Source organism: Sulfurimonas marina (assembly GCF_014905095.1).
Taxonomy (GTDB): Bacteria; Campylobacterota; Campylobacteria; order Campylobacterales; family Sulfurimonadaceae; genus Sulfurimonas; species Sulfurimonas marina.
In genome coordinates this window covers 1,236,215-1,259,761 of the sequence record NZ_CP041165.1, presented here as the reverse complement: position 1 = coordinate 1,259,761, position 23,547 = coordinate 1,236,215, and the positions used below count along the sequence as shown (strand labels likewise).

27 protein-coding genes are annotated in these 23,547 nt (G+C 35.7%); 16 read left to right on the top strand and 11 right to left on the bottom strand.

The window, feature by feature from the left end:
• Positions 1–114 precede the first annotated feature (114 nt).
• Positions 115–1,866 (top strand): cation:proton antiporter, encoded by a 1,752-nt coding sequence (locus FJR03_RS06490; RefSeq protein WP_255524245.1) that lies wholly within the window; start codon positions 115–117, stop codon positions 1,864–1,866.
• A gap of 91 nt (positions 1,867–1,957) precedes the next feature.
• Positions 1,958–3,742, top strand: coding sequence for a YgiQ family radical SAM protein (locus FJR03_RS06485; RefSeq protein ID WP_226962090.1), 1,785 nt, complete (start codon positions 1,958–1,960; stop codon positions 3,740–3,742).
• Positions 3,743–3,862: 120 nt separating this feature from the next.
• Here the strand turns inward: FJR03_RS06485 and FJR03_RS06480 are convergent, their stop codons facing one another.
• From FJR03_RS06480 to FJR03_RS06460, 5 genes are all read right to left on the bottom strand, one after another.
• Entirely contained in the window at positions 3,863–4,438 is a 576-nt protein-coding gene (locus FJR03_RS06480) for a hypothetical protein (RefSeq protein ID WP_193112719.1), read from the bottom strand.
• Positions 4,439–4,554: 116 nt separating this feature from the next.
• Positions 4,555–5,028, bottom strand: coding sequence for a hypothetical protein (locus FJR03_RS06475; protein WP_193112718.1), 474 nt, complete (start codon positions 5,026–5,028; stop codon positions 4,555–4,557).
• Positions 5,029–5,073: 45 nt separating this feature from the next.
• The gene (locus FJR03_RS06470) at positions 5,074–6,474 is read right to left on the bottom strand and encodes an MBL fold metallo-hydrolase RNA specificity domain-containing protein (protein WP_193112717.1); all 1,401 of its coding nucleotides are present in this window, start codon (positions 6,472–6,474) and stop codon (positions 5,074–5,076) included.
• Between the two features lie 33 nt (positions 6,475–6,507).
• Positions 6,508–7,413: an AraC family transcriptional regulator gene (locus FJR03_RS06465; RefSeq protein WP_193112716.1), complete on the bottom strand. Its 906-nt coding sequence runs from the start codon at positions 7,411–7,413 to the stop codon at positions 6,508–6,510.
• An 11-nt stretch (positions 7,414–7,424) separates the two neighbouring features.
• Positions 7,425–7,871: a MarR family winged helix-turn-helix transcriptional regulator gene (locus FJR03_RS06460; RefSeq protein WP_193112715.1), complete on the bottom strand. Its 447-nt coding sequence runs from the start codon at positions 7,869–7,871 to the stop codon at positions 7,425–7,427.
• 100 nt (positions 7,872–7,971) lie between these two features.
• On the opposite strand from FJR03_RS06460, the gene FJR03_RS06455 reads away from it, so the two are divergent.
• Together FJR03_RS06455 and FJR03_RS06450 are read left to right on the top strand one after the other, a co-directional pair.
• A complete protein-coding gene (locus tag FJR03_RS06455; protein ID WP_193112714.1) occupies positions 7,972–8,715 on the top strand; it encodes an SDR family NAD(P)-dependent oxidoreductase in 744 nt (247 codons plus the stop codon).
• Positions 8,716–8,837: 122 nt separating this feature from the next.
• A complete protein-coding gene (locus tag FJR03_RS06450; RefSeq protein WP_193112713.1) occupies positions 8,838–9,848 on the top strand; it encodes a methyltransferase domain-containing protein in 1,011 nt (336 codons plus the stop codon).
• Positions 9,849–9,890: 42 nt separating this feature from the next.
• Here the strand turns inward: FJR03_RS06450 and FJR03_RS06445 are convergent, their stop codons facing one another.
• From FJR03_RS06445 to FJR03_RS06425, 5 genes are all read right to left on the bottom strand, one after another.
• Complete coding sequence (locus tag FJR03_RS06445) at positions 9,891–10,517, bottom strand: arylesterase (RefSeq protein ID WP_226962089.1); 627 nt, start codon at positions 10,515–10,517, stop codon at positions 9,891–9,893.
• A gap of 171 nt (positions 10,518–10,688) precedes the next feature.
• Positions 10,689–11,075 carry a DUF4279 domain-containing protein gene (locus FJR03_RS06440; RefSeq protein ID WP_193112712.1) on the bottom strand — a complete coding sequence of 129 codons (387 nt, stop codon included), beginning with the start codon at positions 11,073–11,075 and terminating at the stop codon, positions 10,689–10,691.
• Between the two features lie 2 nt (positions 11,076–11,077).
• Positions 11,078–11,263, bottom strand: a complete 186-nt coding sequence (locus tag FJR03_RS06435; protein WP_193112711.1) for a hypothetical protein — start codon at positions 11,261–11,263, stop codon at positions 11,078–11,080.
• A 51-nt stretch (positions 11,264–11,314) separates the two neighbouring features.
• Positions 11,315–11,656, bottom strand: coding sequence for a hypothetical protein (locus tag FJR03_RS06430; protein WP_193112710.1), 342 nt, complete (start codon positions 11,654–11,656; stop codon positions 11,315–11,317).
• Positions 11,657–11,674: 18 nt separating this feature from the next.
• A complete protein-coding gene (locus FJR03_RS06425; protein WP_193112709.1) occupies positions 11,675–11,911 on the bottom strand; it encodes a hypothetical protein in 237 nt (78 codons plus the stop codon).
• A 110-nt stretch (positions 11,912–12,021) separates the two neighbouring features.
• On the opposite strand from FJR03_RS06425, the gene FJR03_RS06420 reads away from it, so the two are divergent.
• From FJR03_RS06420 to FJR03_RS06400, 5 genes are all read left to right on the top strand, one after another.
• The gene (locus tag FJR03_RS06420) at positions 12,022–12,417 is read left to right on the top strand and encodes a hypothetical protein (protein ID WP_193112708.1); all 396 of its coding nucleotides are present in this window, start codon (positions 12,022–12,024) and stop codon (positions 12,415–12,417) included.
• A 3-nt stretch (positions 12,418–12,420) separates the two neighbouring features.
• On the top strand, positions 12,421–12,579 hold the full coding sequence (locus tag FJR03_RS06415) for a hypothetical protein (RefSeq protein WP_193112707.1): 159 nt from the start codon (positions 12,421–12,423) through the stop codon (positions 12,577–12,579).
• Between the two features lie 2 nt (positions 12,580–12,581).
• The gene (locus FJR03_RS06410; RefSeq protein ID WP_193112706.1) at positions 12,582–13,094 is read left to right on the top strand and encodes a hypothetical protein; all 513 of its coding nucleotides are present in this window, start codon (positions 12,582–12,584) and stop codon (positions 13,092–13,094) included.
• A gap of 199 nt (positions 13,095–13,293) precedes the next feature.
• A complete protein-coding gene (locus tag FJR03_RS06405; protein WP_193112705.1) occupies positions 13,294–14,148 on the top strand; it encodes a DEAD/DEAH box helicase domain-containing protein in 855 nt (284 codons plus the stop codon).
• 2 nt (positions 14,149–14,150) lie between these two features.
• Positions 14,151–14,345, top strand: coding sequence for a YwbE family protein (locus FJR03_RS06400; RefSeq protein ID WP_193112704.1), 195 nt, complete (start codon positions 14,151–14,153; stop codon positions 14,343–14,345).
• A gap of 12 nt (positions 14,346–14,357) precedes the next feature.
• On the opposite strand, the gene FJR03_RS06395 is transcribed toward FJR03_RS06400, so the two are convergent.
• On the bottom strand, positions 14,358–14,567 hold the full coding sequence (locus tag FJR03_RS06395) for a hypothetical protein (protein ID WP_193112703.1): 210 nt from the start codon (positions 14,565–14,567) through the stop codon (positions 14,358–14,360).
• 158 nt (positions 14,568–14,725) lie between these two features.
• On the opposite strand from FJR03_RS06395, the gene FJR03_RS06390 reads away from it, so the two are divergent.
• The 7 genes from FJR03_RS06390 (at position 14,726) to FJR03_RS06360 (ending at position 23,499) form a co-directional block, all read left to right on the top strand.
• Complete coding sequence (locus tag FJR03_RS06390; protein ID WP_193112702.1) at positions 14,726–15,796, top strand: ADP-ribosylglycohydrolase family protein; 1,071 nt, start codon at positions 14,726–14,728, stop codon at positions 15,794–15,796.
• A gap of 130 nt (positions 15,797–15,926) precedes the next feature.
• A complete protein-coding gene (locus FJR03_RS06385; RefSeq protein WP_193112701.1) occupies positions 15,927–17,084 on the top strand; it encodes an alcohol dehydrogenase catalytic domain-containing protein in 1,158 nt (385 codons plus the stop codon).
• Positions 17,085–17,086: 2 nt separating this feature from the next.
• Positions 17,087–17,824 (top strand): SDR family NAD(P)-dependent oxidoreductase, encoded by a 738-nt coding sequence (locus FJR03_RS06380; protein WP_193112700.1) that lies wholly within the window; start codon positions 17,087–17,089, stop codon positions 17,822–17,824.
• A gap of 90 nt (positions 17,825–17,914) precedes the next feature.
• On the top strand, positions 17,915–18,508 hold the full coding sequence (locus FJR03_RS06375; protein WP_193112699.1) for a TetR/AcrR family transcriptional regulator: 594 nt from the start codon (positions 17,915–17,917) through the stop codon (positions 18,506–18,508).
• The gene (locus FJR03_RS06370; protein ID WP_193112698.1) at positions 18,509–19,747 is read left to right on the top strand and encodes a TolC family protein; all 1,239 of its coding nucleotides are present in this window, start codon (positions 18,509–18,511) and stop codon (positions 19,745–19,747) included.
• Complete coding sequence (locus FJR03_RS06365; protein WP_193112697.1) at positions 19,740–20,447, top strand: efflux RND transporter periplasmic adaptor subunit; 708 nt, start codon at positions 19,740–19,742, stop codon at positions 20,445–20,447. Before FJR03_RS06370 ends, FJR03_RS06365 begins: the two co-directional genes overlap by 8 nt.
• 10 nt (positions 20,448–20,457) lie before the next feature.
• Positions 20,458–23,499, top strand: coding sequence for an efflux RND transporter permease subunit (locus FJR03_RS06360; protein ID WP_193112696.1), 3,042 nt, complete (start codon positions 20,458–20,460; stop codon positions 23,497–23,499).
• The last annotated feature ends 48 nt before the right edge of the window (positions 23,500–23,547 follow it).

Sequence of the window (23,547 nt, the reverse complement as noted above, 5' to 3'; positions counted from 1 at the left end):
ATTCATGGAACCATAAATGAGATTTTAAAGAGCTTTTAGACGGTTTGTAGTATTATTAAGTAGCAAAACTAAGCAAGTGGGGTGAGAATGCTTTTACTGATTACAATTTTATTGTTGATAATATTACTTTCCCGTTTGACTGAAGAGATGACAAAAATCCCCGCTACTTTAGCAACTATTTTTTATGCCTTTCTCCTTTCTCTCTATTTTCCTCAACTTTTTTCTATCAGCAAGCAGGAGTTTAATGAGGTCCTTTATCTGATGCTCCCCGTTATCTTGCTTCCTGATATTTTAAACATATCGGTAAAAGAGCTGAAAAACTACGCAAAAGAGATATTTTATCTTGCAGTAGTGTCTGTTGTTGTCTCCATAGCTATTGCGGTTTTTGTGACGCCATATCTCTTGCCTGAGTATGGATTTACCATCGGGATGCTTGTGGCACTTTATGCAATGCTAATGGCTACAGATGCAATTACGGTAAGTGCAATTATGTCTAGGTTTACTCTGCCGCAGCGTCTGAAGATCTATGCGGAATCAGAATCTCTTTTTAATGACGTGACAGCCTTGATCCTTTACTACTTCGTAGCCTTGCCTCTTTTACAGGGGAGTTCGGTTGATGTTCTCTCTATCAATTTTACAGTCTTAAAAGTTTTAGTGCTTTCAAGTTTGATAGGTGGTGTCAGTGCATTGTTTGGTTTTTTAGCCCTGAAGATGTTGCGTAACCCTTTTGATCAGTTCCTTGTTATCTATCTGATCGTGATAAGTTCTTTTTTATTAGCTGAACATTTCCACATTGCAGGAATCTTATCTATTGTAGTTTCGGTAATAGTATTTAAAATGTTGGTGGAGCGTGAAAACAGGCTCCATCCTAAAACTTTTGAATTTTCAAATACGGTAAAAACTTACGATGCCTTTATCGATCTGTTGAAAAACATTCCTGCTATTACTAAACATGAGTTCCGTGAATATAAAAAAGAGGCGATGTTTCTGGGAATCTTTGCCAATGCAGTTGTGTTTGTTGTAATCGCAAATATTATAGATTTGTCATTATTAAGTCATTATATCTATGAAATTGTTGTTGTGTTTCTCATCACAACTGTGATCCGTTTTGGAAGTCTGAGTGTTCTGGTAATTAGTTCCAAGCTCCCTTTTTATTGGACATATGCACTTACACTCTCAGGGATGAAAGGTGCACTGGCGATCATTATGGTGCACTCTTTGCCAAAAGATTTTGTATATTATGACCTTTTTACCGCTGTGGTTATCGGGAATGTACTTATTAGTACTTTTCTTTATACTTTTAGTTTGATGTTTCATATCAAAAGATATGCAAAACTTTATGAAAGCGACTCCTCAACGAATGGGACAAAAGATACTAAGATCTCTGAACTCTCTAAAGATCTAGTTGAAGTGCTTGAAAAAGATCCTATCTCTCAAGCCTACAACCGTATCTTTATTGAAGATGTACTTTCACGTGAAATAGCACGTGTACAGCGCTATAAAGTTGAATTATCTGTTATAGGGTTGAAATTTGATTTTTCTGCCATTTCTGAACAACAGCAGAGAGCTTTTCTCCAAAGAGCAGGTGAAATTATTCAAAAAGGTATTCGTCAGAATGACTACTTTGGAAAAGTGGAAGAGGGGCATTTTATAGTTTTAGCAAGTAATACTTCGCTGGGCGGTGCACATCGTTTAGCCCAAAAAATCGCAGAAGAGTTTGTAGAAGTGCTTGATGGAGATATTAAATACAACTTTGGTGTTACGGAACTTAGTGAAACAGATAGCATTGAAACACTTTTTGATAAGCTCAAAGATGCTATATACAAAAGTATCCAAAACAAGCAGACTATTGAGATAGTAGTGTAAAGCTGACTTGTTCAAATTAACCAAAGAATAATGCAATAATTAAAGCATTGACAATGTATGATACAAAAAAATTATATATCCGGGTATAAAATTGAGCAGACGTAATAAAAACCGCAACCAACACAATCAAAACAGAGACACAGTAACATTCAAAGAGAAAGACTTTTTACCGACAACAAGAGCTGAAATGGAGGCTCGCGGTTGGGATCAGTGTGATGTAATCTTGGTAAGCGGTGATGCCTATATAGACTCGCCGTTTATTGGTGTGGCAATGGTTGGGCGTATGCTAGAGCGTATGGGTTACCGCGTAGGTATGATAGGTCAGCCAGATGTTAAAAGCGATGTAGATATTAAACGTTTGGGAGAGCCACGTCTGTACTGGGGAGTAAGCGGCGGAAGCGTTGACTCTATGGTTTCAAACTATACCGCAACTAAAAAATTCCGTAACTCAGACGACTATACACCCGGCGGTGTAAATAACAAGCGTCCCGATCGTGCGACACTTGTATATACTAACTTAATCAGACGCTATTTTAAAAATACAGTACCTATCGTACTTGGCGGGATCGAAGCTTCACTTCGCCGTATTACCCACTACGATTACTGGCAAAATAAACTAAAAAAGCCTATTTTATTTGATTCAAAAGCGGATGTGATGATCTACGGTATGGGTGAGATAGCTCTAGAGCAGCTTACTCGTGCGATCGATGAGGGACGTGACTATAGAGATATACGGGGAATTTGTTACATCTCTAAAGAGCCTGTGCATGAGTATATTCAACTCCCTTCACACCAAGATTGTCTCGATAACAAAGAGAAGTACATAGATATGTTCGATATCTTTTACGACAATAACGATCCGATCTCTGCAAACGGTCTCTGTGAAGAGGTTGACGGCAGATACCTGATCCAAACCCCTCCGTGTGACTACTTAAACGAAGAGGAGATGGATGCAAACTCGAAGCTTCCGTTTACAAGAGAACTCCACCCGTACCATAGAAAAGATGGAAAAGTAAAATGTTTGGAGACTATCAAGTTCTCGATCATGACCCATCACGGTTGTTGGGGTGAGTGTAACTTCTGTGCGATCGGTGTGCATCAGGGGCGTACGATTAGAACCCGTTCAGAAGAGAGCATCCTCGGTGAAGCAAAAGATTTTAACAAGTACAAAGACTACAAGGGAATTATCTCAGACGTAGGTGGTCCGACGGCAAATATGTATGGGTATGAGTGTAATAAAAAACTCAAACTTGGAACGTGTGCACACCAAAGATGTGTAGATGCAAACCACCTGTGTAGCTCTATGAAAGTGGATCACAGCAGAAACATCAATCTTTTACGTCAGGTAAGAGAGGTTGAGGGTGTAAGAAAAGCGTTCGTAGCTTCTGGTGTTAGATATGATCTTATCAATGCAGACAAAAAACACGGATATTCTTACCTAAAAGAGATGGTAAAACACCATATCTCAGGTCAGATGAAAGTTGCCCCTGAGCATACACAACAACGTGTACTTGAACTTATGGGAAAACCTGGTAAGCAAGAGCTGATCGACTTTAAAAAGATGTATGACAAGCTGAATGCGGAAGAGGGGAAGAAGCAGTTCTTAACGTACTACCTCATCGCAGCACACCCTGGTTGTACAGAAAAAGATATGCATGAGTTAAAACGTTTTACGACAGATGAGTTGCAGATGAACCCAGAACAAGCACAGGTATTTACACCGACGCCTGGAACATACTCAGCTGTAATGTACTACACGGAAATGGATCCAGTAACTCGTAAAAAGATCTTTGTGGAAAAAGATACAAAAAGAAAAGAGAAGCAAAAAGAGATCGTTGTTAAAAAAGATAACTTTAGATCGGGGTTTGCTTCTTAAGTTTTAGATATTTAAGTGCCCATAAGGAACAGATGCATAGCGTCTTAGACAATGTTTAAAATGAGCAATCAAAAAGCCGCTTGTAGGTTTTTGATTGCCTCTCCTCTTATTTGTTATAGTTTACTCGGCCATCCACACTAATTTTGCCGTATTTTGAGGTATCTTGACCCACTTTGGCATTTGAGTTTTCCAGAAGATACGAAACTCATCTTGCCACTCATCTTCTTTAGATTTTAAAAAGTGATTTCTTTGATGATCATTGGTGTATTCACAAGGTTTCATTATTCCTTTACAACCTAGTTGCTTGTCTATTTTTCTTCGTGTTTTTTTTAGATTTAAAATCTTGACACATGCCCTTTTCCCAAGTCTTCCAGCTGTGATCTTATCAAAGTGATTGCAGAATGAGAGGATAAGGCCATCCTCGGTATAGTAATTGGCATTATAAAGATCTGGAAGGCGAATTCCATTTGAATAGTTGTCAGTGAAAGTTAAACCTTTAACATTTTCAAAATGGTATCCATGCTGTTTAAGACTGGGAATTGGCACAGCCGACTCATGTACTAAATTTTCATCTGGAGTCATGATTCCTTCTCTGGAATCTGACAAGTATGAGCTTGCGAGGCTTATTGGTATTTCCCCACCTTCAATCCATGCTTCTGTCCAAGCTGGCTCTGTTAAATATAAAAATATCTCCATCTTCTATCCATTGACATATAACTATTTATTCAAGGAATATTATATATAGATTAGCTTGATGTTCACTAAAGAAATACAAAAATGTTAATTATAATTGAATTGTAAAAGAGAAAAAACTACTTTTTCTCTTTTAATTCAGCTCTCATAGTAAGGCGAATGTTTTTTCTTTTGGCGTGGTACCCTTCTGAGTCTCCAAATTCAAGGTAGTTGTCATATCTCTCATGTTCAAATTCTAATTTTTTTGCATGTTTGATCGGACACCAGAACTCTTCGGTTCTAGCGGCAATCTCTGAAACGTATTGCATCACACCGTTAAAGTATCCGCAGTAGACACAAAAGAACTTCTCCATAAAGTTGAGATAACTCAGAGCATGTCTGTCTATAACTATGTACTTTTTTCTCTCTACTAAAGGGATCTCATAAGCTTTAAAATTTATTAGTTGATAGAGTGTAGCCATCATGTCTAAGAAAAATGCAGGTATCACCATGATGACAATAGTCGGTATTGTAATTAAAAAGCCAAATCTGGCTCTTGCGAAAAATTTATATGAAAATACACCTATGTTTGGTTTTTGAGAGTTTTTTATCATCTCTTCCCTTTTGTAATAAAATCGAATGATTATATATCTATTTGATTAATCAAGCACTATTGTTTCTTTAAATGAGACGATGTGTGCATCAAGGTTTAGTTTCTCTTTGAGTGTCTCTTTAAAAGCAGTCTGGCTCTCCAGTTCACCATGTACTAAAAAGACTTTTTTTAGATTTTTAATATCTGAGATCCACTCTAAGATCCCGTCTTGATCAGCATGGGCTGAGAATCCGTTGATGGTATGGATGGATGCTTGGACTATTATGTCCTCCCCTAACACATTGATCCATTGTGCTCCGTCAACTATCTCACGTCCAAGAGTTCTTTCTGCCTGGAAGCCTACAAAAATAACCGCATTGTTTTTGTCCCAGATTCTGTGTTTAAAGTGGTGTACGATCCTACCACCGTTACACATACCCGCACCTGCGATTATAATGGCACGACTTTTGACATCATTGATGCTTTTTGATGCTTCAGGCGTTTCTGTATATGAAAGGAGCTCAAAATTAAAGACACTCCCGTTTTCTTTGATATTTTCCTGACACTTGGGTATTAATTCTCTTGCAAACTGTTTATAGACCTGAGTTGCGCGTGTAGCCATCGGGGAGTCTAAAAATACTTTACACTTTGGCAGTTCACCTTTTTCATACATATCTCTTAATATACATAAGAGTTCTTGTGTACGTTCTAAGGCAAAAGAGGGGATTAAAACATTTCCACCTTTGTCTAAAGTTGCCAAAAGGGTTTCTTTAAACTCTTGTATAGTTGCCTCTATGGGCTGATGATCTCTTTCTCCGTATGTTGTCTCAACATAAAGTGCATCTGTTTTTTTACATTTTGCCAAGTGGGGGAGTACTAAGTCATTGTTGTTCCCTATATCTCCAGAGAAAACTATAGAGCGGGAATCGTTATTTTCCATATATGAGATCTCTATAAAAGCAGAACCTAAAATATGCCCGGCATTACGGTAGACAAAACTGATCCCTTCACACAGATCGTAGTATTGGTCATATTCAGGATTTACCCATTCGACCATCTCAAATGTTTCTTGAACATTAATAGGATCATATAAAGGCTTTTCAATCTTTTTACTTTGACCTTTACGTTGCGCTTTTCTGTATCGTGTTTGAAAATCTTCACTCATGATTTTGGCACTGTCTATAAGGATGATCTCCGCTAACTCCATAGTTGCAGCAGTGGCATAGATCTTTCCTGTAAAGCCCTCTTTTACAAGTTTAGGGATACGCCCGATGTGGTCAAGGTGTGCATGGGTAATTAAAATGTAGTCTATAGTGGAAGGTTCAAAATAAAATGGATCTTTGTTTTTCTCTTCCTCTTCCCCTTGAAACATACCGCAGTCAATCATGATTTTTACATCATCAATCTCAAGAACATGGCATGAACCAGTCACCTCTTTTGTAGCACCGTAAGATCTTACTACTGCCATTGCAGATCCTTTATATATGATTTACTATATAGATTATACGCCCTCAATTCTTAAATTTGCAAAAGCCTTTGGAGATAAACCGAACATTCTTGAAAATTCCCTGCTAAACTGCGAAGGGGATTCATATCCTACCGCAAATGCCACTTCGCTGATCTCTTTGTTTTGTAACTGCAACAGCCGCTTTGCTTCTTCAAGTCTCAGTTTTTTTTGAAACTGTATAGGGGAGAGGGTTGTAATCGTTTTAAAGTGTTGGTAGAGGGAAGACTCGCTCATATCTATACTCTTTGCCAAAGTGTTTATGTTCAGCTTTTCGTTAAAGTGATCTTTGATATATGTTATCACCTGAACTATTTTGTTTGAAACACTTCCCTCCATACAAAACTTGCTTAAAAAAGCTCCCCCTTGGCTTTTGACAAGGTTGTAGAGGATCTCTTTTGTAAGGAGGGGATATAAAAATTCTATATCCTTTTTTGAACGTTCTAAAAGTTTCATAAATCTATAGAGTGATTCGTAGAGCTGTATATTCATATCATCGAAAAACAAACCTTTTTCGGCATTTTCATCTAAATTTGTTTGTTGAGAATCAAGTGCTTTTAATACTTCGTAGATATTTTCAAGTGTAAATTTTATTCGTAGTGAGATGTATGGTGTTTCGTTGGAAGCTTTAAGTATTTTCATTTTTGCGGGAAGGTGGGTTGAAGAGAGGAGGTACATTTTATGATCGTATCCGTAATTGTTCTCTCCAAAACCTACAGCTTTATCCCCTTGGAGGATTACACATAAAGAGGGCTCGTACATAATATTGATCTGTTCTGTAAGCTCTTTGGAAAAGTAAAAATCCAAGTTTGGGATCTCACTTTGTACGGCACCGTTTAGTTCGTACCGACTTGTAATAAGGTTGATCATCTCCGACCTGTAGTTTTCAAACCTTTGATCCATACGTTACCCTTTTATGCTTCGTTCTCACTTATTGAAATATGTACTTTCTGTAATAATTTTAACAACACTTTTGCTTCATCTTCATTAAGATCTTTTGTAAGCTCCTTGTTAACCTCTCGCGCACACCCTATGATCTCTTTTGATAAAGTTATGCCGCTTTTTGTAAGCACTAAACTCTTTTTTCTTTTGTCTTCTGTTGATTGCACACGGTTGAGGTAGCCTTTTGATTCAAGCCTGTCGATAAGTCTTGTAATACTCGCTTCATCCCCATTTATATACTTTAACATCTCTTTTTGTGTTGTTACGTTGTTTTTATAGATGTTGATCAAGATGCTAAATTGTAAATGTGTAAGATTGTAGGGTTTAAGCTTTATTTCCATCATCCGTTTTATATTTACAAAGATGATGTTAAAGTGGTATCCGTATGACTCGGGTAAATTAAACTCTTTATTTTCCATACAAAATTATAACATAAAAAACTAAATACTTGTCTTTAACAAGTTTTAAGAATTTCAGTAATATACTTGCATTTAACAAGTAAATTTAAAAGGATAAAAAATGACAAAAAGAAATGTACTTATCACAGGTGGAGCAAGAGGTATTGGTGCAGCAACTGCAAAAGAGTTAGGAAAAAACGGTTACAGAGTTTTTATTAACTACGTAAATAGTGTTGAAGTTGCAAATGAACTGGCAAAAGAGATCAACTTTGAAGGTGGTGAAGCTTATGCCATCCAAGCTGATGTAAGAGATGATGCTCAAGTGGCATCTATGTTTGAAACTATTGCAAAAGATCATGGCGGTGTAGACATTTTAGTATCAAATGCAAATATGAACTTTACACAAAAACCTTTTGTGGATCAAAGCTGGGAAGAGTTCTCTCAAAAGTTAAACGATGAGATGCATGCATCGTACGTATGTGCAAAACATGCAACAGTTTCAATGATCGAGAAAAAGTTTGGTCGTTTGGTATTTATCTCTAGTACATTATCGGAAACTCCAGCTCCTAGTTTCATCGCTCACGGATCTGCAAAAGGGGCACTTGATACATTTAGTAAGTACCTTGCTCAAGAGTTGGGAGCACACGGCATTACATCAAACATTGTAGCACCGGGCTTAGTTTTAACAGATGCAACAAGTGAAGCTCCAGAGGAGTTTAAAGAGTTTATCCGTTCAATGACACCAACACAGACGATCTCAAAACCTGAAGATGTGGCTAATGCTATCAGTTTTCTTGTAAGAGATGAGAGTGCTCAGGTAACGGGTGCTTATCTTTCGGTAAGCGGGGGAGCATACCTTTCATAATATTAATTTAACCCTTTACTGTTAAAGATTTAAATGCTATACTTCTCCAGAGCCTATTTTTATCTTTTTTGATTTAACACTTAATTAATATTTTCTGCAGCTCAGTCCTTTGGAGCTGCAATATGAAAAAACAACCCACTATTAAACTCGACTCTAGTGAGAGTGATGATTATCTTAATCTAGCCAACTCTTATAAAAATAATAAAGATTACAAAAATGCACTTGTATATTTAAAAAAAGCAATTAAAGTAGATAATAATTGTTATAAATGCTATCACCAAATAGCTGACGTCTATGATAAACTTAATAAGTACGAACAGTCTCTTTTTTATTTACAAAAGGCAATAAAAATCTTCCCTGATTTTTATGATGCTCTTTTTTCAATGGCACAATGCTATAGAAAAATGAAAAATGAACAAAAAATGCTCGAGTATCTTCATAAAACACTAGAAAAACGACAAGAGCATCCAGGAGCAAATCATCTATTAGCATCGCTAAATAGAGAAACAAGCAGTAAATACTCTTCAGAATATGTTGAAGATCTATTTGATCGTTATGCTGATCATTTTGAAAACCATTTAATGAATTCACTAAACTATCAGGTACCAACTATTATAAGAAAAAAATTACAGTTTTTAAATCCTCCTAGAGATTCAAAAGTTTTGGATTTAGGATGTGGTACCGGACTATTAGGAAAAAACATTGTAGATTTGTTTCCTAATTTAGTTGGGGTAGATATATCTACTAATATGATAGAGGAGACAAGAAAAAAAGAGATCTATACTACACTTTACATAAATGATATTCATGATTTTCTTTTTAAAAATGTAAAAAAATTTGACCTAATTATAGCAGCAGATGTTTTCATATATATTGGAGACCTGCAAGGTGTTTTTTCTAGTGTGAAAAAATCTCTTAGCAATAATGGTTATTTTATATTTACAATTGAACTTTCATCAGAAACCAATACATCAAATCATCAATTAGCAAAAAGTGGAAGGTTTTCTCACACTATGGAGTATGTGGAATCTTTATGTAAGGAGAACGGGTTTGATGTAATAGGTAAAGAAGAGATTATACTAAGACAGGAAAATAAAACTGGACAAAAAGGGGTAATTTTTACATTACTGTAAACTATACAAATTTAATATATTGAGATAGTTTTAATCAAACAATTAATTCAGTAAGCCTTCATCCGATAAAATCTCATGGAAACGTTCAGCCATCACCTTATAACCTTGATCGTTAGGGTGAATCCTGTCACTTTTTAGTTTGTTCGTTCCCAAAACATCACTTAGTACATTTTCGGCAAACATAAGATCATACTCATCTGCAAGAACTTCATATTGTGGTAGTGGAGAGAAACCAAATAAACTAAGATTGGGAACAGCGACAAGCAGTACTTCAGCACCATTGTTTTGAATTAAAATTATCATTTGGCGAAGATTCTCTTGTAGTTGGTGCATCGATTTTTTTCGCAAAATATCATTACCCCCGTGACAAAGTATGACCACTTGAGGTTTATACTGTTCAAGCAACTCTGGAAGCCGCTTTAAACCATCAGCAGAAACTTCTCCCGATATACCGGCATTAATAACCTTTATGCCACTAAGACGTTGAAGTTGTGAAGGGTAGTCTTTACCTTTAGATGCTCCGTATCCAGCGGTCAAGCTGTCACCAAAAGCAAGGATAATCGATTCTTTTGATAAAGGTTGTTTATCTGTATCATCTCCGCTTTTTACAAAGATCATCAGTATTGTTAGAAGCACTAATGGAAAAAAGAGAAGACGGATAATATTCATGTGATTTTAGAACCCTTTTTAATTGTATGAATCGATTATTACTAGTTTTATCCTAAATGGATTATATAATAATTATTAGAAAATCAACTTAGCCAAAATCTACTGTTTTAGTAACAATCTATTTTATTGGGGACATTATAGTTTTTCTATTCATTTTTTTTAAAAATATTATTATAAATTGTAGATATCAATATCTATTTCAGCATTAATAGTATAGATAAAACTAATGAGTTCTTTTGTAAGATGTATTGAAGGTATTCCTTCTTTTAAATAGGCAGCAATACTTAATTCAATATCATACTTTTCTCCTATCATAATTAGTTCTTTTTTCCTTGGTTCAAAAAATTCTAGTATGTTTTCACATACAGATTCAAGATGAATTATATTTTCAAAAACACTTTCATATTTCCAGATATTGCGTTTATAGAAGATAGTTCCTTTTTGGGTAATCAACTCTCCTTTATTAGCACTTTTCGTTGGAGTTATTTTTAAAAGGTTTGTTATTTCTTCATTATTAGCATCGTAGATTGAAAGGCTTATATATATTTCATTTTTCATGTTTAGTCTTTTATATCATCTATACATGCTTTGTATTTATAAGTAATAGCAGTTAATATTGTATATACTCCAAATACGACAGTAATGAAACCTATTGGCCAATGCAAATATGGATCTGAAAAATCAACATAGTAGCCATGCATATAAAATTTTTGAACGTATACAATAAGGTACCCAATATAAACCATTGAAACACCTACGAATAATACAACTAATCTTTCACTTAACCATTTCATTCTTTAATCTCCGCCACCAATATTTGATACAGGGAACTCTGCTTGATAACCATCATTACTATTACCTATTTCTTTATCAAGATTTGAGCTTACTTTAATCATGAATGGTAATAGTAAGAACTTGATAAGTAAAACATACTTTTGAAACTTTTCTGATAAGACTAAAGGTTCATCATTTAGAAAATGGGCGATAAAAGCTGCTCCCATAAGCGGTATAATCCATAGAATTAAAATTTGAACAGACTTTTGAAAAGAATCATACATATCTGTTTTAAAAAGTCTGAATGTAGTAATAATGTTAAACAAGAATAGATAGATAACTAAAATTATTAGAATACCATTCAAAATTTCTCCTTGTGAATATTATTTGTCTTTTTTTGGTCTAATTTCTAGTAAATCCAGAAGAATTACAAATAAATTTTCTTTTTTTATTAATCTAATTACTATTAAAATCAGAATTAAAAATGCATAGTTAAATATTATGTCAAAAAAACTTATTACTTCTAAAGCTTGTAATGATTTATATAATGCTTTAGTTTCGAAAAATAGAAATATCCATAATAAAAACATATCTATGTTCTGAACAAAAGTCTTCTGCATTTACTTTTACCTTATCATGGGTTTTCTTATTGTAGCAAAAAATATGAAATAATATTTTTTTATAATTCTTTTCTGCTATACTCTTTTTGTATTAAAGAAAAAGGGAATAAATGTTTGAATTATTGATGAAACTAATGGGCTTAACTGATACGCAATTAAAGAAAAAATCTTCATATTACTTTAGTATAGGAAGTATTATATTCAGTATTGTTTTATTCATTGCAATAATATTTTTCAATTATTCTTATCGTCCTCAAATTGAAGAAAAAATCGATAAAAGCTATGTTCAAGTTAAACTGCTAAAAGATATCTATAAAGAATCTAATATAGAAGAACTAAACTGTATAGCTAATAATTTCTCCGCTTCTTTAGATGTTACTAATAATTTTATGGGAACAGCTATTATTATTTTTCTTTTATTGGCAATATCAGCTTTATATGAGTCAATATTGCGCATAAAAATGTATAAGAAATTAAATGAAGTAGAAGAAGAAAATAAAGGATAATTTATGAATACAAGACAAATCCATAAACGTAAAATTGCTCTTTTTAACACAATATTATCTCTTGAAAACTTGATAAAAAGTGGTAATACAAAGGAAAGTGATTATCAGCATTGTTTTGAGCAAAATCCTATTTTATATGAAAATTGTCTGCATAAGGAATAGATATGATGTTTGAAAAAGAATGCCCATGTTGCGATTATCAATATAATATTTGGAACTATCATCTTCATACACAAATGCTTCCAGAAGAAGACTCAAATTATAAGAGTTTACACTGTCTTGAATGCAATCACAAAATACAGAAAGAAGAAACCGTAACATTTCATTATTTAAAAGTACTCATTACCTTTATTGGAAGTATTATTTTTGCATATTCTGTACGAGAAGTTTTTGGACTTTGGGAAGATATTGATATGTTTGAGATCAATATCCCTTTTATGATTCTTTTTTATATATTGGTCTATATCTACAGTTATACGTTTAGTTCATTAGAATGTTATACTGAGAAAACAAAAGTTTTAGAGGATAGTAGTGAACAAGGTGGCAATATAAATGGCATTTTCGGTCAGAAGGAAAAGGAAATTGCCAGTAAGAGTAAGAATGTTATATTTTGGATGGGTACAGTTGTTGTATTATTGATTTTATTTATTGTTCTTGGAATATCCTCTATAAAGTAGATGCCTATTGATACAACAAACTCTTATATTTGAAGCAAAAAAGTATGTTAGAAACCTTGTTCAATATAGACTTGAATTTTAGAACATGTTCCAAAAGATACAGGTTGTGGTACAAGTTGTTCTGCAGTCATTTCGTAATAATCCCGCTATAATGCTACACTCGTTTGTATCTGCCCGAGATATTTTTTTAAGGACACCCATGTTATCTTCTATTACCATCAAGCGCAACAATCACTGGTTGTATCATTGTGAACCTGCACGCAAGCAAGAAATGTTGACACAGCTCATTTCACATTATGCCGACAAGTCTATTCTCATTGCCGTTTCAGATAAGGCGAACCTCTCGCTTGAAGAGGTTGAAAATATTACTGTCATGACCGATGATGAAATCATGGACGTAGATGCACAACAGTTTGATCTCATCATCCATGCGGATCTTCCTACAAAAGCTTCGCATTACATTAAGCGTTTGTCATGTGCTAAAGAACTTTCTATCGGATTGCTGCTTGCAGAGGAATCACAGCTGCTTTACCAGATCGAAACAATGTTAGGTCGGACTATTCCGCAAAAATATTTAGAGGGGTTTGAGCCTGTTAAAACAGTTGAAGAAGAATCTCCAAAGCGAACTGAACGTACTTTCAAAAACCGCTCAGAACGTGATCAAAAACCACGCTATGAAAAGAAAAAATTTGGTAAACCGTCAGATCATAACAAGCGCCGTCAGCGTAATCATCATAAAGACGGAACGGTCCGCACCGAAGAAGAGCGTGCGGAGTATCAGTCTCGCCGTGCCGAATCTGGAAGGAAGTATAAGTCTTACCAGGACAAAAAAGCCTCGGATGAGAAAGGGGACAGAAAACCTTTTGGCGATAAGAAAAAGTATGATAAAAAAGAACGTTCTGAGAGTGAGTATAAAAAAAGAAAGCCGTTTGATAAAAAACGTGACTTTGAGAGCAAGAAGAATGAACGAAATTCTGATAATAAACTTGCACAACCAAAGAGAAAGCCACGTACGTTCATGATAAAAGCCTCGAAAAAAGATGGTGAAAAATAAGAATGGATGGGAAAAGAAGAGCAGATATAAAATCAGGTTGTAATGTCAGTATTGTTTTAAAGCAGGACCAAAGAAGTGGTAAATTGACAGAAGGAGTTGTAAAAGATATCCTTACAAATTCTGCGACACACCCACATGGCATCAAAGTAAGATTAACCAGTGGGCATATTGGAAGAGTTAAAATAATTCATTCATGAAGTTTTTTATTCTTAGTTTGGATTAACTAGCTTTTTTATATTGCGAGGAAGGTGTGCAAAAGGAAACTCTTGTATACCTTGTTTAATATTGTCTTCAAAAATCATCACATCCAATGTCATTTTTGAAGGGTAAAAACGGATCACTTCGAAATCTCTGTTTTCAAGACTGAAAGTTATATTTTGGTTTTTAAGTTCTACACTTTTTTGTTTTTTCTTTGCCATTTTTTATACCATTGTGAAATTGTAAACTATACAAATTTAATCTATTGAGATAATTTTACTATATTTTTGCATCTATTTTCCACATTTGAAATACTTTACTGTTTTTATGTAGACTTGCTACAATATGTCATGTTAGAACTCAATTTCAAGGAGTTAAAATGTCAATTACAGTTCAAGAGAGGGCAGTGGGAGCGATAATAGGAGCATTTATTGGTGATGCATTAGCTTTAGGACCTCATTGGTATTATGATATAGAGCAACTCCATCAAGATTATGGAGTATGGATAGATACTTTTACCGAACCTAAAAAAGGGAGATATCACGAAAATGAAAAAGCAGGTAATTTCTCTCAATCAGGCTATATACTAAAATTAATGATACGCTCCATCATAGATCAAGGTGGATATGTTCAAAAAGACTTTTGTAAAAAACTTGATGAAGATCTTCTTCCTAAAATAGATGGCACACCTATTAGTGGTCCGGGAGGATATACATCTCAATCGATTAGAGCAATATACAGACAAAGGATTGAACAAAAATTGTCTTGGGATGAGGTTGGAAGTAGAGCAGATACAACTGAGGCAATTGAGCGAACATTAGCCTTAGCTGTACGATATGCTTTTGATCCAAAAGAGCTTGCAAGATCAATTTCGAACAACACTTTTTTGACACAGGTCGATGATATAGTGGGATCTATTACAGTAGCTTACGGAGCAGTTTTAGCACAGCTAATACAAGGGGAAAAGCTTGATAAAGATATCTCTACTAAACTAATGAGGTTGGTAAAAAGTGGTGACCTTCCTTTTCATACTGTAACATCAAATAATCTACAGCCTCCTAAAACAGGAAGTAAAGACCCTTCCAATATTGGACTATTTGCATCTCCGGATGCTTTGCTTACTCCCTCTTTTATAGCACAAGCCGCAAATGATCCCGATATTACTATTGAGCCTGCATGGAAAGCATCGCTTGTGTATGGGATGCCTTGCGCTATTTATCATATTGTACCTGCAAGTTATTATCTTGCATCTAGATTTCATAATGACTTTGAATCTGCTATTTTACATGCTCTAAATGGGGGTGGTCAAAACCAGGCAAGATCAATTTTGACGGGTGCATTAGTTGGTGCTCAAGTGGGTATAAACGGTATTCCAAAAAAATTTATTGATGGTTTGAATGAGAAAGAAGAAGTCTTAGCACTATCAAGCAAATTAGCTGCATTAATTTAGTGTAGTGTATTTCACTATAACAAAACTAAATTTGGAGAATTAGGCATCTTATATGGATTATTTGTATATTCGATTTTTTTAATTCGTTTTATAATAGTGAAATATGAAAACCAAAGAAAAGGATCGCATGATGGAAACAGTGGTTAATAATCAATCTCGGAGAGATTTTATTAAGTATTCGGCGGCAATTGGTGCGGGAATAGTACTTTGGAGTCCAGCTTTAGCAACAGAGAAAGGAATGAAGATGAATAATTATGTAAAAACAGAGGGGTATGCGGTATTTGATACTTCAGGAGTTTTCAAGCCATGGAAGTTTGAGAGACGTCCAGTAGGTGATAATGATGTTTTAATAGATATCAAGTTTGCAAGTATCTGTCATTCAGATATACACCAGATGAAAGGGCACTGGGGACCACAACAATATCCTCAGGTTCCGGGTCATGAGATCGCAGGTATCGTAAGTGCAGTCGGTAAGAATGTAACCAAGTTTAAAGTGGGTGATCGTGCAGGTGTCGGTTGTATGGTTGACGGATGTACTACATGTGAGAATGAAGAGCAGTACCAAAGCGATACGTTGTTTACATACGGTTATCCAGATAAAAGAGAACCGACGGGAATCTCTCAGGGCGGGTACTCAAAACAAATCGTTGTAAGAGACCACTATGTTGTACATATCCCGGATAGTCTTGAGCTAAAAGAAGCGGCACCTCTTTTATGTGCAGGTATTACAACATATTCACCTATTATGAGAGCAGACTTTAAAAAAGGTGACAAGGTGGCTGTTGCAGGTATTGGCGGATTAGGGCATATGGCTGTAAAATTTGCAGTAAGTAGAGGTGCCGAAGTTTATGCTTTTACAACAACTGCCGATAAGGCGGAGGATATTAAAGGTTTTGGTGCAAAAGAGGTGATCGTAGTAGATGATACTAAAAAGCTTTATACCTATGCAGGGCAGATGGACTATATGATATGTACGATCCCTTACCAGTATGACGTAGCGGCATATGCTTCAGTTGTGAAACCGTATGGGTTTTATACACAAGTGGGGATGCCTGTTGGATTTGAGATCACTTTAAATGCTTTAGGATTATCTGCTAGCAGAGTTAACTTCAACGCTTCACTTATCGGCGGTATGAAAGAGACTCAGGAAGTGGTAGATTATTGTGCCGAAAACAAGATATATCCGAAGATCGAGATCATTAAAGCGGAAGAGATTACCGAAGCTTGGAAAAAAGTGGAAAACAAAGAAGCAAGATATAGATACGTAATTGATTCTGCTACAATTTAAGTATGATATTTATAACAGGCTCAACAGACGGTTTAGGTCTATTGGCAGCTAAAGAGCTAATACGATTAGGGCATGAAGTGGTTTTACATGCCCGTAGCAAAAAGCGCTTAGAAGAGGTTGCTAATGCTCTGCCAAAATCAGCTAAAGTGTTAGTAGCTGATCTCTCTAATATGCAAGAGGTGAAACACTTGGCAAAAGAGCTTAATACTCTTGGTTCTTTTGATACCATCATTCATAATGCCGGGGTATATCAAGCTCCAAAAGATCTTATCTTCAAAGTCAACGTATTGGCACCTTTTATACTCAGCTCTTTGCTCAATAAGCCAAAACAGATGATATTTATCAACTCAAATATGCATCCTCACGGAAGTATTTCGTTTGAGAATCTTTCTCTTGAAAGCGGGGTGGACTACTCAACTTCCAAACTGCAGCTGCTTATGTTAGCGTTGGCAATTGGAAGAAGAGTGCCTGAGCTTTATCTAAATAGTGTTGATCCCGGCTGGGTACCTACAAAAATGGCAAACTATAGTGCTCCAGATAGTTTGGAAGAGGGGAGTGCTACACAAGTTTGGCTTGCTTCAAGCCAAGATGCAGACTTAAATAAAAAATATTTTTACCATATGAAAGAGGCAGCATATGACTCTAAAGCCGATAATATAGCTGCACAAGATCAACTAATAAAAAAGTGTGAAGAGATGAGCGGTGTCGAATTTCTCTATTCTTATAAAGGTTTGATCTAGATCCTTTTCCTCAGAGCTATTTAAGTGAGAAAAAACTATACTTCTTTTAATTGACTGACGGTCAGTCATTTTTTAAATAGGAAAAAATATATGGCTAGAATTGTAGATAAAGAGCAAAAAAAGCGTGATATTGCCCTTGCATGTAAAGATATGGTTGTAAAAAACAATATCAATACATTAACGGTATCAAGCCTTGCAAAAGCTGCGAAAGTGGGCAAGGGGACTATATATGAGTACTTTCAAAACAAAGAAGAGATAGTTTTTGAGATCATTACTATTATGATGGAAGAACACCGTATAGCTCTTACTAAAAAGCTTGAAAGTGTAGAGAGTACAAGAGATAAAGTTAAAAAGTTTTCAGAGTTCTTTTACAGTGAAGAGGATTATGAACTTAGAGAGATGTATAAAGAGTTTACAGCGATCTCTTTGATGACTCCGACTGATGAGATGATTGAGTTTCAAAGCAATAGTATCTCTACCTATTATGAATGGTTTGAATCTATTGTACAAGAGGGTATAGACAAAGGTGAACTGATTCCAGACGCCATCAACTTGTCTCGAGGTTTATTTGTAGTTGGAAAAGGGATGTATGTTACTGATGTGGTAAGTACAACTATATATGATTTAGAAGAGGAGTTTAACCTCTTTATTGACTCTGTATTTAGTTTATTGGAGGTGAAGTAGATGAAAAAGACATTGTTATTGCTAAGTGTTCCTTTGTTTTTGTATAGCGAATCTTTAAAAGATTTGATCGTATATGCAAAACAAAACAACGACTTGCTGCAATCAAAATCTTTACAAAAAGATGCAAAATCTCAAGAGTTAGAGAGTAGTAAAAGCGCTTACTTTCCAACACTTGATTTAGGAGCGAACTATCAGAGAAATGATGACCCGCAACCGTTTTCACCTGGGACTACATACTCAGGTTATGCAAAGCTGTCACTTGACCTTTATAGCGGCGGGGCGAAATACTATACTCAAAAACAAAAAGAGGATGAGTTAAGCTCAAGCAGTTCTATCTATGAGGCGAGTAAAAAGAGTTTAGCCCTGCAGATTGTACAGAATTTTTATACGCTTAAGAGTTTGGAAGCTACACTGATTGCACGTGAAGAAGCTGCAAAAGCGGTTAATGCTCAACTTCAAAGAATACAAAGATTTTTTGAAGCGGGACTCTCAACAAGCGATGATGTAGACAGACTGCAATCGGCATACGATAAAAACATCTATGCTATAGAGTCTTTAAAGTTTGAGATCCTTTCACTTAAAAAACAGTTGCAACTGCAAGTGGGGAAAGATATAAACGGTTTTGAAGCATCAAGTTTTAAAAAGTTGACTCAAGAGAGCGAACAGCTAGATAGTATCGAAGCACTGAAATACCAAAAAAGCTCTATTATAAACGGTTCTGAAACTATAGACAGTTACTACTATCCACAAGTAAAGTTGGAAGATACGTATAGTGTTTTCGGGTATCAGGATAAACCATTATTTAATGGACAGCCTATACCTCTTTTAGATAATCAAAACACGCTGATGTTAAGTGCAAATATCCGTTTGTTTGATTTTGGAATGTTAGGTGAGCAAAAAGAGGCACTGGTTTTACAGGCAAAAGCTTTAGAGAGTGAGATAGCGTACAAAACAAAAGAGCAAGAGATAAATATTGAGCTTTCATATGAGCGCATAAAAACGGCAAAGTTAAATATTACAAGTGCCGCAAGTGCATTAAAAGCTTCAAAAAGTGCCCTAAAAACAATTACGGAAAAATATAACCACAAGATCGTAGACAATGTGGTGTATCTCGATGCACTGAGTTCACATACGGAAGCTGAAGCTACATATAACGAAGCGTTAAACAACTTAGAGGTTGCCTATGCTTTATATTACTTTTACAACGGAAAAAATTTAGAGGAGTTTTTAAATGAATAAGATATTTATAGGTTTAGTTGGTCTGGCTTTTAGTTTATCGGCAGGCGAAGTGTATGCGACGTTTAATGTTCTGGCACAAAAAAGTGCATCTCTGGCGTTTGATGCAGGCGGAATAGTAGAGCGTGTCAACGTAGATATCTCAGACACTGTTAAAAAAGGAGAGGTTTTAGCTTCTTTAGAAAACAGAGATGCAAAAGCAAATCTTGAGAGTGCAAAGGTTGTGTATAAATATGCGCAAAAAGATTACGAAAGACAGCAAAAGGTTAAAAATCTGATCGATGCCTCTGAGTTTGATGCGTATGCTTTAAAGTATGAGAGTGCAAAAGCAAAGCTGGACTATACACAGTCATTATTTGACAAAACATATCTTCGTGCTCCGTTTGACGGGGTGATCTTTTTTAAAGAGATTGAAGTGGGTGATACCGTAAACGGGATGATGCTAAAAACCGTATTTAAGATCCAAAGCAAGCATGAGAGAAAACTTGTTTTAGAGTTTGACCAAAAGTATTATAAAGATGTAAAAGTGGGTAATAAATTTCAGTATAAGATAGATGGAGAAGATACAGTATATACAGGTGTTATCTCAAAAATATATCCGCTGGCAAACAAGAACAACCGTAAAGTACAGGCTGAGGTAAAAGCAAAAGATCTTATGGTTGGCCTTTTTGGTGACGGTACGATCATTACACAAAGTAAATAGGTAAAAAAGTATGTATAAATTAGCAATTAAAAGACCTATAGCGACACTGATGTATGTAATTACATTGGTTATCTTCGGGTATATGAGTTTTAAATCTATGCCATCGGCACTCTTCCCGAATGTTGATTTCCCGTTGGTAACTATTAAAACGGCTTATCCGGGAGCTGAACCGAGTACGATCGAGTCTCAGGTAACGGATAAAGTGGAAGAGGCGATCTCTAGAATCGGCGGTGTTGACAGTATCACTTCACAAAGTAGTGATGGTGTAAGTATTGTGACCGTAAAGTTCTTCTTGGAGCGTGACATTGATGAAGCGGCGAATGATGTAAGGGACAAAGTATCAGCAGTTGAACTGCCGCGAGATGCGAAAAAACCGCTTGTAAGTAAACTGGATATCGGCGGTGCGAGTGTTATCAATATCTTTTTAACGGCAAAAAGCGACACAATTCAAAACCTTATGGTGTTTGCAGATGAGAAAGCAAAACCTGCATTGCAAAAGATTATGGGTGTAGGTGCTATTAATATCATTGGATACAGAGACAGAGAGATCAAGATCTTTCCAAACATTCAAGCGCTTAACAAGTACGGTATTACGGTTTTAGAACTTAATGATGCTGTGCAGAAAGAGAATGTAAAGATTGGTGGGGGTAAAGTTATTACAAACACTAATGAGTTTATTTTAAAAACAAAAGCGGATGCTTTAAGTGTAGATGAACTTAAAAACATCATCATTAAAGATGACGTAAGACTTAAAGATATTGCAGAGGTAAAAGATACACTCAGCGATCCGAAAAGTTATGCATCTTTAAGCGGTGTACAGGGTGTTACTCTAGAGGTGCAAAAGATCTCCGGGACAAATACTTTGGATGTTGTAAAAAGTGTTAAAGAGGTTGTGCCTGAGCTGCAAAAACTTGCAGGGGATCGTTTTGAAGTAAAGATGCTTCAAGATACAACTCCGTTTATTATCCATTCACTCGAAGATGTTGAGTTTGACCTTATCTACGGAGCTATTTTAGCGGCTATTATCGTATTTCTGTTTTTGCGTAACTTTACGATCACATTTGTTTCGGCTCTAGCGATTCCTTCATCGATTTTCGGTACGTTTGCATTGATGAACTACATGGGGTATGAACTCAATAAAATGACACTGATCGGACTTACTCTGGCGATCGGGATCATCATCGATGATGCTATCGTTGTTGTAGAAAATATCTATAAGAAGCTTGAATCGGGTATGGGTAAATTTGAAGCTGCATATGAGGGTGCTAAAGAGATGGCATTTGCCATTTTAGCGATCTCTGCTATGCTTTTAGCGGTATTTATCCCTGTAAGTAATATGACGGGTATCGTTGGAAAATTCTTTGAATCGTTTGCAATGACGGTTGGTTTTGCGATCATCATCTCATATACAATAGCTATGAGCTTTATTCCGAGTTTAAGTGCAAGAGCTTTACATAAAGGGGAGAGTAGATTTTATGACATTACTGAACCGATATTTAAAGTGATTGACAAAATATATGAAGTGCTTTTAAAAGGTGCATTAAGATTTAAATTTTTAACAGTAATTGGTGTTGTAGGGATATTTATAGCATCACTAAGTCTTTTCCCTGCCATAGGAATGGATTTTATCCCTAAAGAGGATAAGAGTGAGTTTGAGATTAAGCTCAAAGCGGATGCCGGAATCTCTTTAGAGGAGATGATCAAAAAAAGTAAAATGATTGAGGCTATGGTTGAAGAGGATGAAAATGTAGAGTTTACCACTTTAAACGTGGGATATACATCTTCACAAGAGATCAATAAAGCACTGATCTATGTAAAATTGGTAGAGATGCAAAAAAGAGAGCTTAACCAAGAGCAGATTATTCAGAACTTCAGAGAGAAACTTTCGGTATTTTCAAAAGATCTTTTCATCACTGCTGCAGCTATTCCAAATATCAAAGGAGCAGGGGCTAGTGTACCGTATCAGATTGTACTTAAATCTGATTCGTTTGAAGATTTGAGAATGGCAAAAGAGAATCTTGTAGAGTATTTAAGAGCAAAAGATGGTTTTAAAGATGTCGATACAAACCTTGACGATCCAAAGCCTGAGTACTCGGTGAGAATCTTGAGAGAAAATGCAAATCGTCAAGGGATTACCGCTTCACAAATAGCACAAGCTGTTTCGGTGGCATTTTCAAGTGATATGGAGATCTCATACTTTGAAGACAATGCAAAACAGTATAATATCACTTTACGCTTTAATGATGAAGATAGAAAAAGGGTAGAGGATCTTAAAAAGATTCAACTGCGTTCAAACAATGGAGAGTTAGTGTACCTAGACGGGCTTGTAGAGATTGAAAAGTCAACAGCTCAAGCTACGATCTACCATTATGACAGACAAAGACAGGTAAGTATATATGCCGATCTCTTTGGGCTTGACCTCGGTGGTGCTATTAGTTATACACAGGCAAAAATTGATGAGTTGATGCCTGAGAGTGTAACATACCGTTTTACGGGATTTGCCGAAGAGATGGGAAAAACCGGGCAGGCATTTGCAACGGCGATAGGGCTGAGTATTATACTTATGTATATTATCTTGGCGATTTTATACGAGTCTCTAATACAACCGATCATCATTATGGTTTCCCTGCCGCTTAGTATTATCGGTGTGATGTTGGCACTATATCTTAGCGGTTTACAGTTCTCGCTCTTTGTAATGATCGGTTTTATGCTGCTGATGGGTATGGTTGGAAAAAATGCCGTACTTCTTGTTGATTTTGCCAATGCTGCTATGCAAAAGGGTAAAAGTGCAGATGAGGCACTTATTGAAGCGGGAGAGAAAAGACTCCGTCCGATACTTATGACGACATTTGCGATGATCTTTGCGATGATACCGTTGGCAATTGCAGATGGACTTGGAAGTGAAACAAAAGCACCGATGTCTATAGCGGTTATCGGCGGGCTTATCTCTTCGATGTTACTGACTCTATTTATAGTGCCGGTACTTTATAGACTTATTAACCCAATAGACTTATGGTTGAGAAAGTTTTATAAAAACGGAGAACTTGATTAATAAGTGACTTGTTAGGAACTTTCTTATTGTTGATAATAACTTTTAGAA

Bases quoted from the DNA above. Each gene is read 5' to 3' on its own strand.
- FJR03_RS06440 (WP_193112712.1), bottom strand. From the start codon at position 11,075: ATGAAAAATGAAATATATATAAGCCTTTCAATCTACGATGCTAATAAT.
- FJR03_RS06445 (WP_226962089.1), bottom strand. From the start codon at position 10,517: ATGAATATTATCCGTCTTCTCTTTTTTCCATTAGTGCTTCTAACAATA.
- FJR03_RS06420 (WP_193112708.1), top strand. From the start codon at position 12,022: ATGTTTGAATTATTGATGAAACTAATGGGCTTAACTGATACGCAATTA.
- FJR03_RS06460 (WP_193112715.1), bottom strand. From the start codon at position 7,871: ATGGAAAATAAAGAGTTTAATTTACCCGAGTCATACGGATACCACTTT.
- FJR03_RS06480 (WP_193112719.1), bottom strand. From the start codon at position 4,438: ATGGAGATATTTTTATATTTAACAGAGCCAGCTTGGACAGAAGCATGG.
- FJR03_RS06435 (WP_193112711.1), bottom strand. From the start codon at position 11,263: ATGGTTTATATTGGGTACCTTATTGTATACGTTCAAAAATTTTATATG.
- FJR03_RS06465 (WP_193112716.1), bottom strand. From the start codon at position 7,413: ATGGATCAAAGGTTTGAAAACTACAGGTCGGAGATGATCAACCTTATT.
- FJR03_RS06395 (WP_193112703.1), bottom strand. From the start codon at position 14,567: ATGGCAAAGAAAAAACAAAAAAGTGTAGAACTTAAAAACCAAAATATA.
- FJR03_RS06400 (WP_193112704.1), top strand. From the start codon at position 14,151: ATGGATGGGAAAAGAAGAGCAGATATAAAATCAGGTTGTAATGTCAGT.
- FJR03_RS06410 (WP_193112706.1), top strand. From the start codon at position 12,582: ATGATGTTTGAAAAAGAATGCCCATGTTGCGATTATCAATATAATATT.
- FJR03_RS06425 (WP_193112709.1), bottom strand. From the start codon at position 11,911: ATGCAGAAGACTTTTGTTCAGAACATAGATATGTTTTTATTATGGATA.
- FJR03_RS06470 (WP_193112717.1), bottom strand. From the start codon at position 6,474: ATGGCAGTAGTAAGATCTTACGGTGCTACAAAAGAGGTGACTGGTTCA.
- FJR03_RS06455 (WP_193112714.1), top strand. From the start codon at position 7,972: ATGACAAAAAGAAATGTACTTATCACAGGTGGAGCAAGAGGTATTGGT.
- FJR03_RS06380 (WP_193112700.1), top strand. From the start codon at position 17,087: ATGATATTTATAACAGGCTCAACAGACGGTTTAGGTCTATTGGCAGCT.
- FJR03_RS06370 (WP_193112698.1), top strand. From the start codon at position 18,509: ATGAAAAAGACATTGTTATTGCTAAGTGTTCCTTTGTTTTTGTATAGC.
- FJR03_RS06450 (WP_193112713.1), top strand. From the start codon at position 8,838: ATGAAAAAACAACCCACTATTAAACTCGACTCTAGTGAGAGTGATGAT.
- FJR03_RS06360 (WP_193112696.1), top strand. From the start codon at position 20,458: ATGTATAAATTAGCAATTAAAAGACCTATAGCGACACTGATGTATGTA.
- FJR03_RS06365 (WP_193112697.1), top strand. From the start codon at position 19,740: ATGAATAAGATATTTATAGGTTTAGTTGGTCTGGCTTTTAGTTTATCG.
- FJR03_RS06375 (WP_193112699.1), top strand. From the start codon at position 17,915: ATGGCTAGAATTGTAGATAAAGAGCAAAAAAAGCGTGATATTGCCCTT.
- FJR03_RS06475 (WP_193112718.1), bottom strand. From the start codon at position 5,028: ATGATAAAAAACTCTCAAAAACCAAACATAGGTGTATTTTCATATAAA.
- FJR03_RS06415 (WP_193112707.1), top strand. From the start codon at position 12,421: ATGAATACAAGACAAATCCATAAACGTAAAATTGCTCTTTTTAACACA.
- FJR03_RS06385 (WP_193112701.1), top strand. From the start codon at position 15,927: ATGGAAACAGTGGTTAATAATCAATCTCGGAGAGATTTTATTAAGTAT.
- FJR03_RS06405 (WP_193112705.1), top strand. From the start codon at position 13,294: ATGTTATCTTCTATTACCATCAAGCGCAACAATCACTGGTTGTATCAT.
- FJR03_RS06390 (WP_193112702.1), top strand. From the start codon at position 14,726: ATGTCAATTACAGTTCAAGAGAGGGCAGTGGGAGCGATAATAGGAGCA.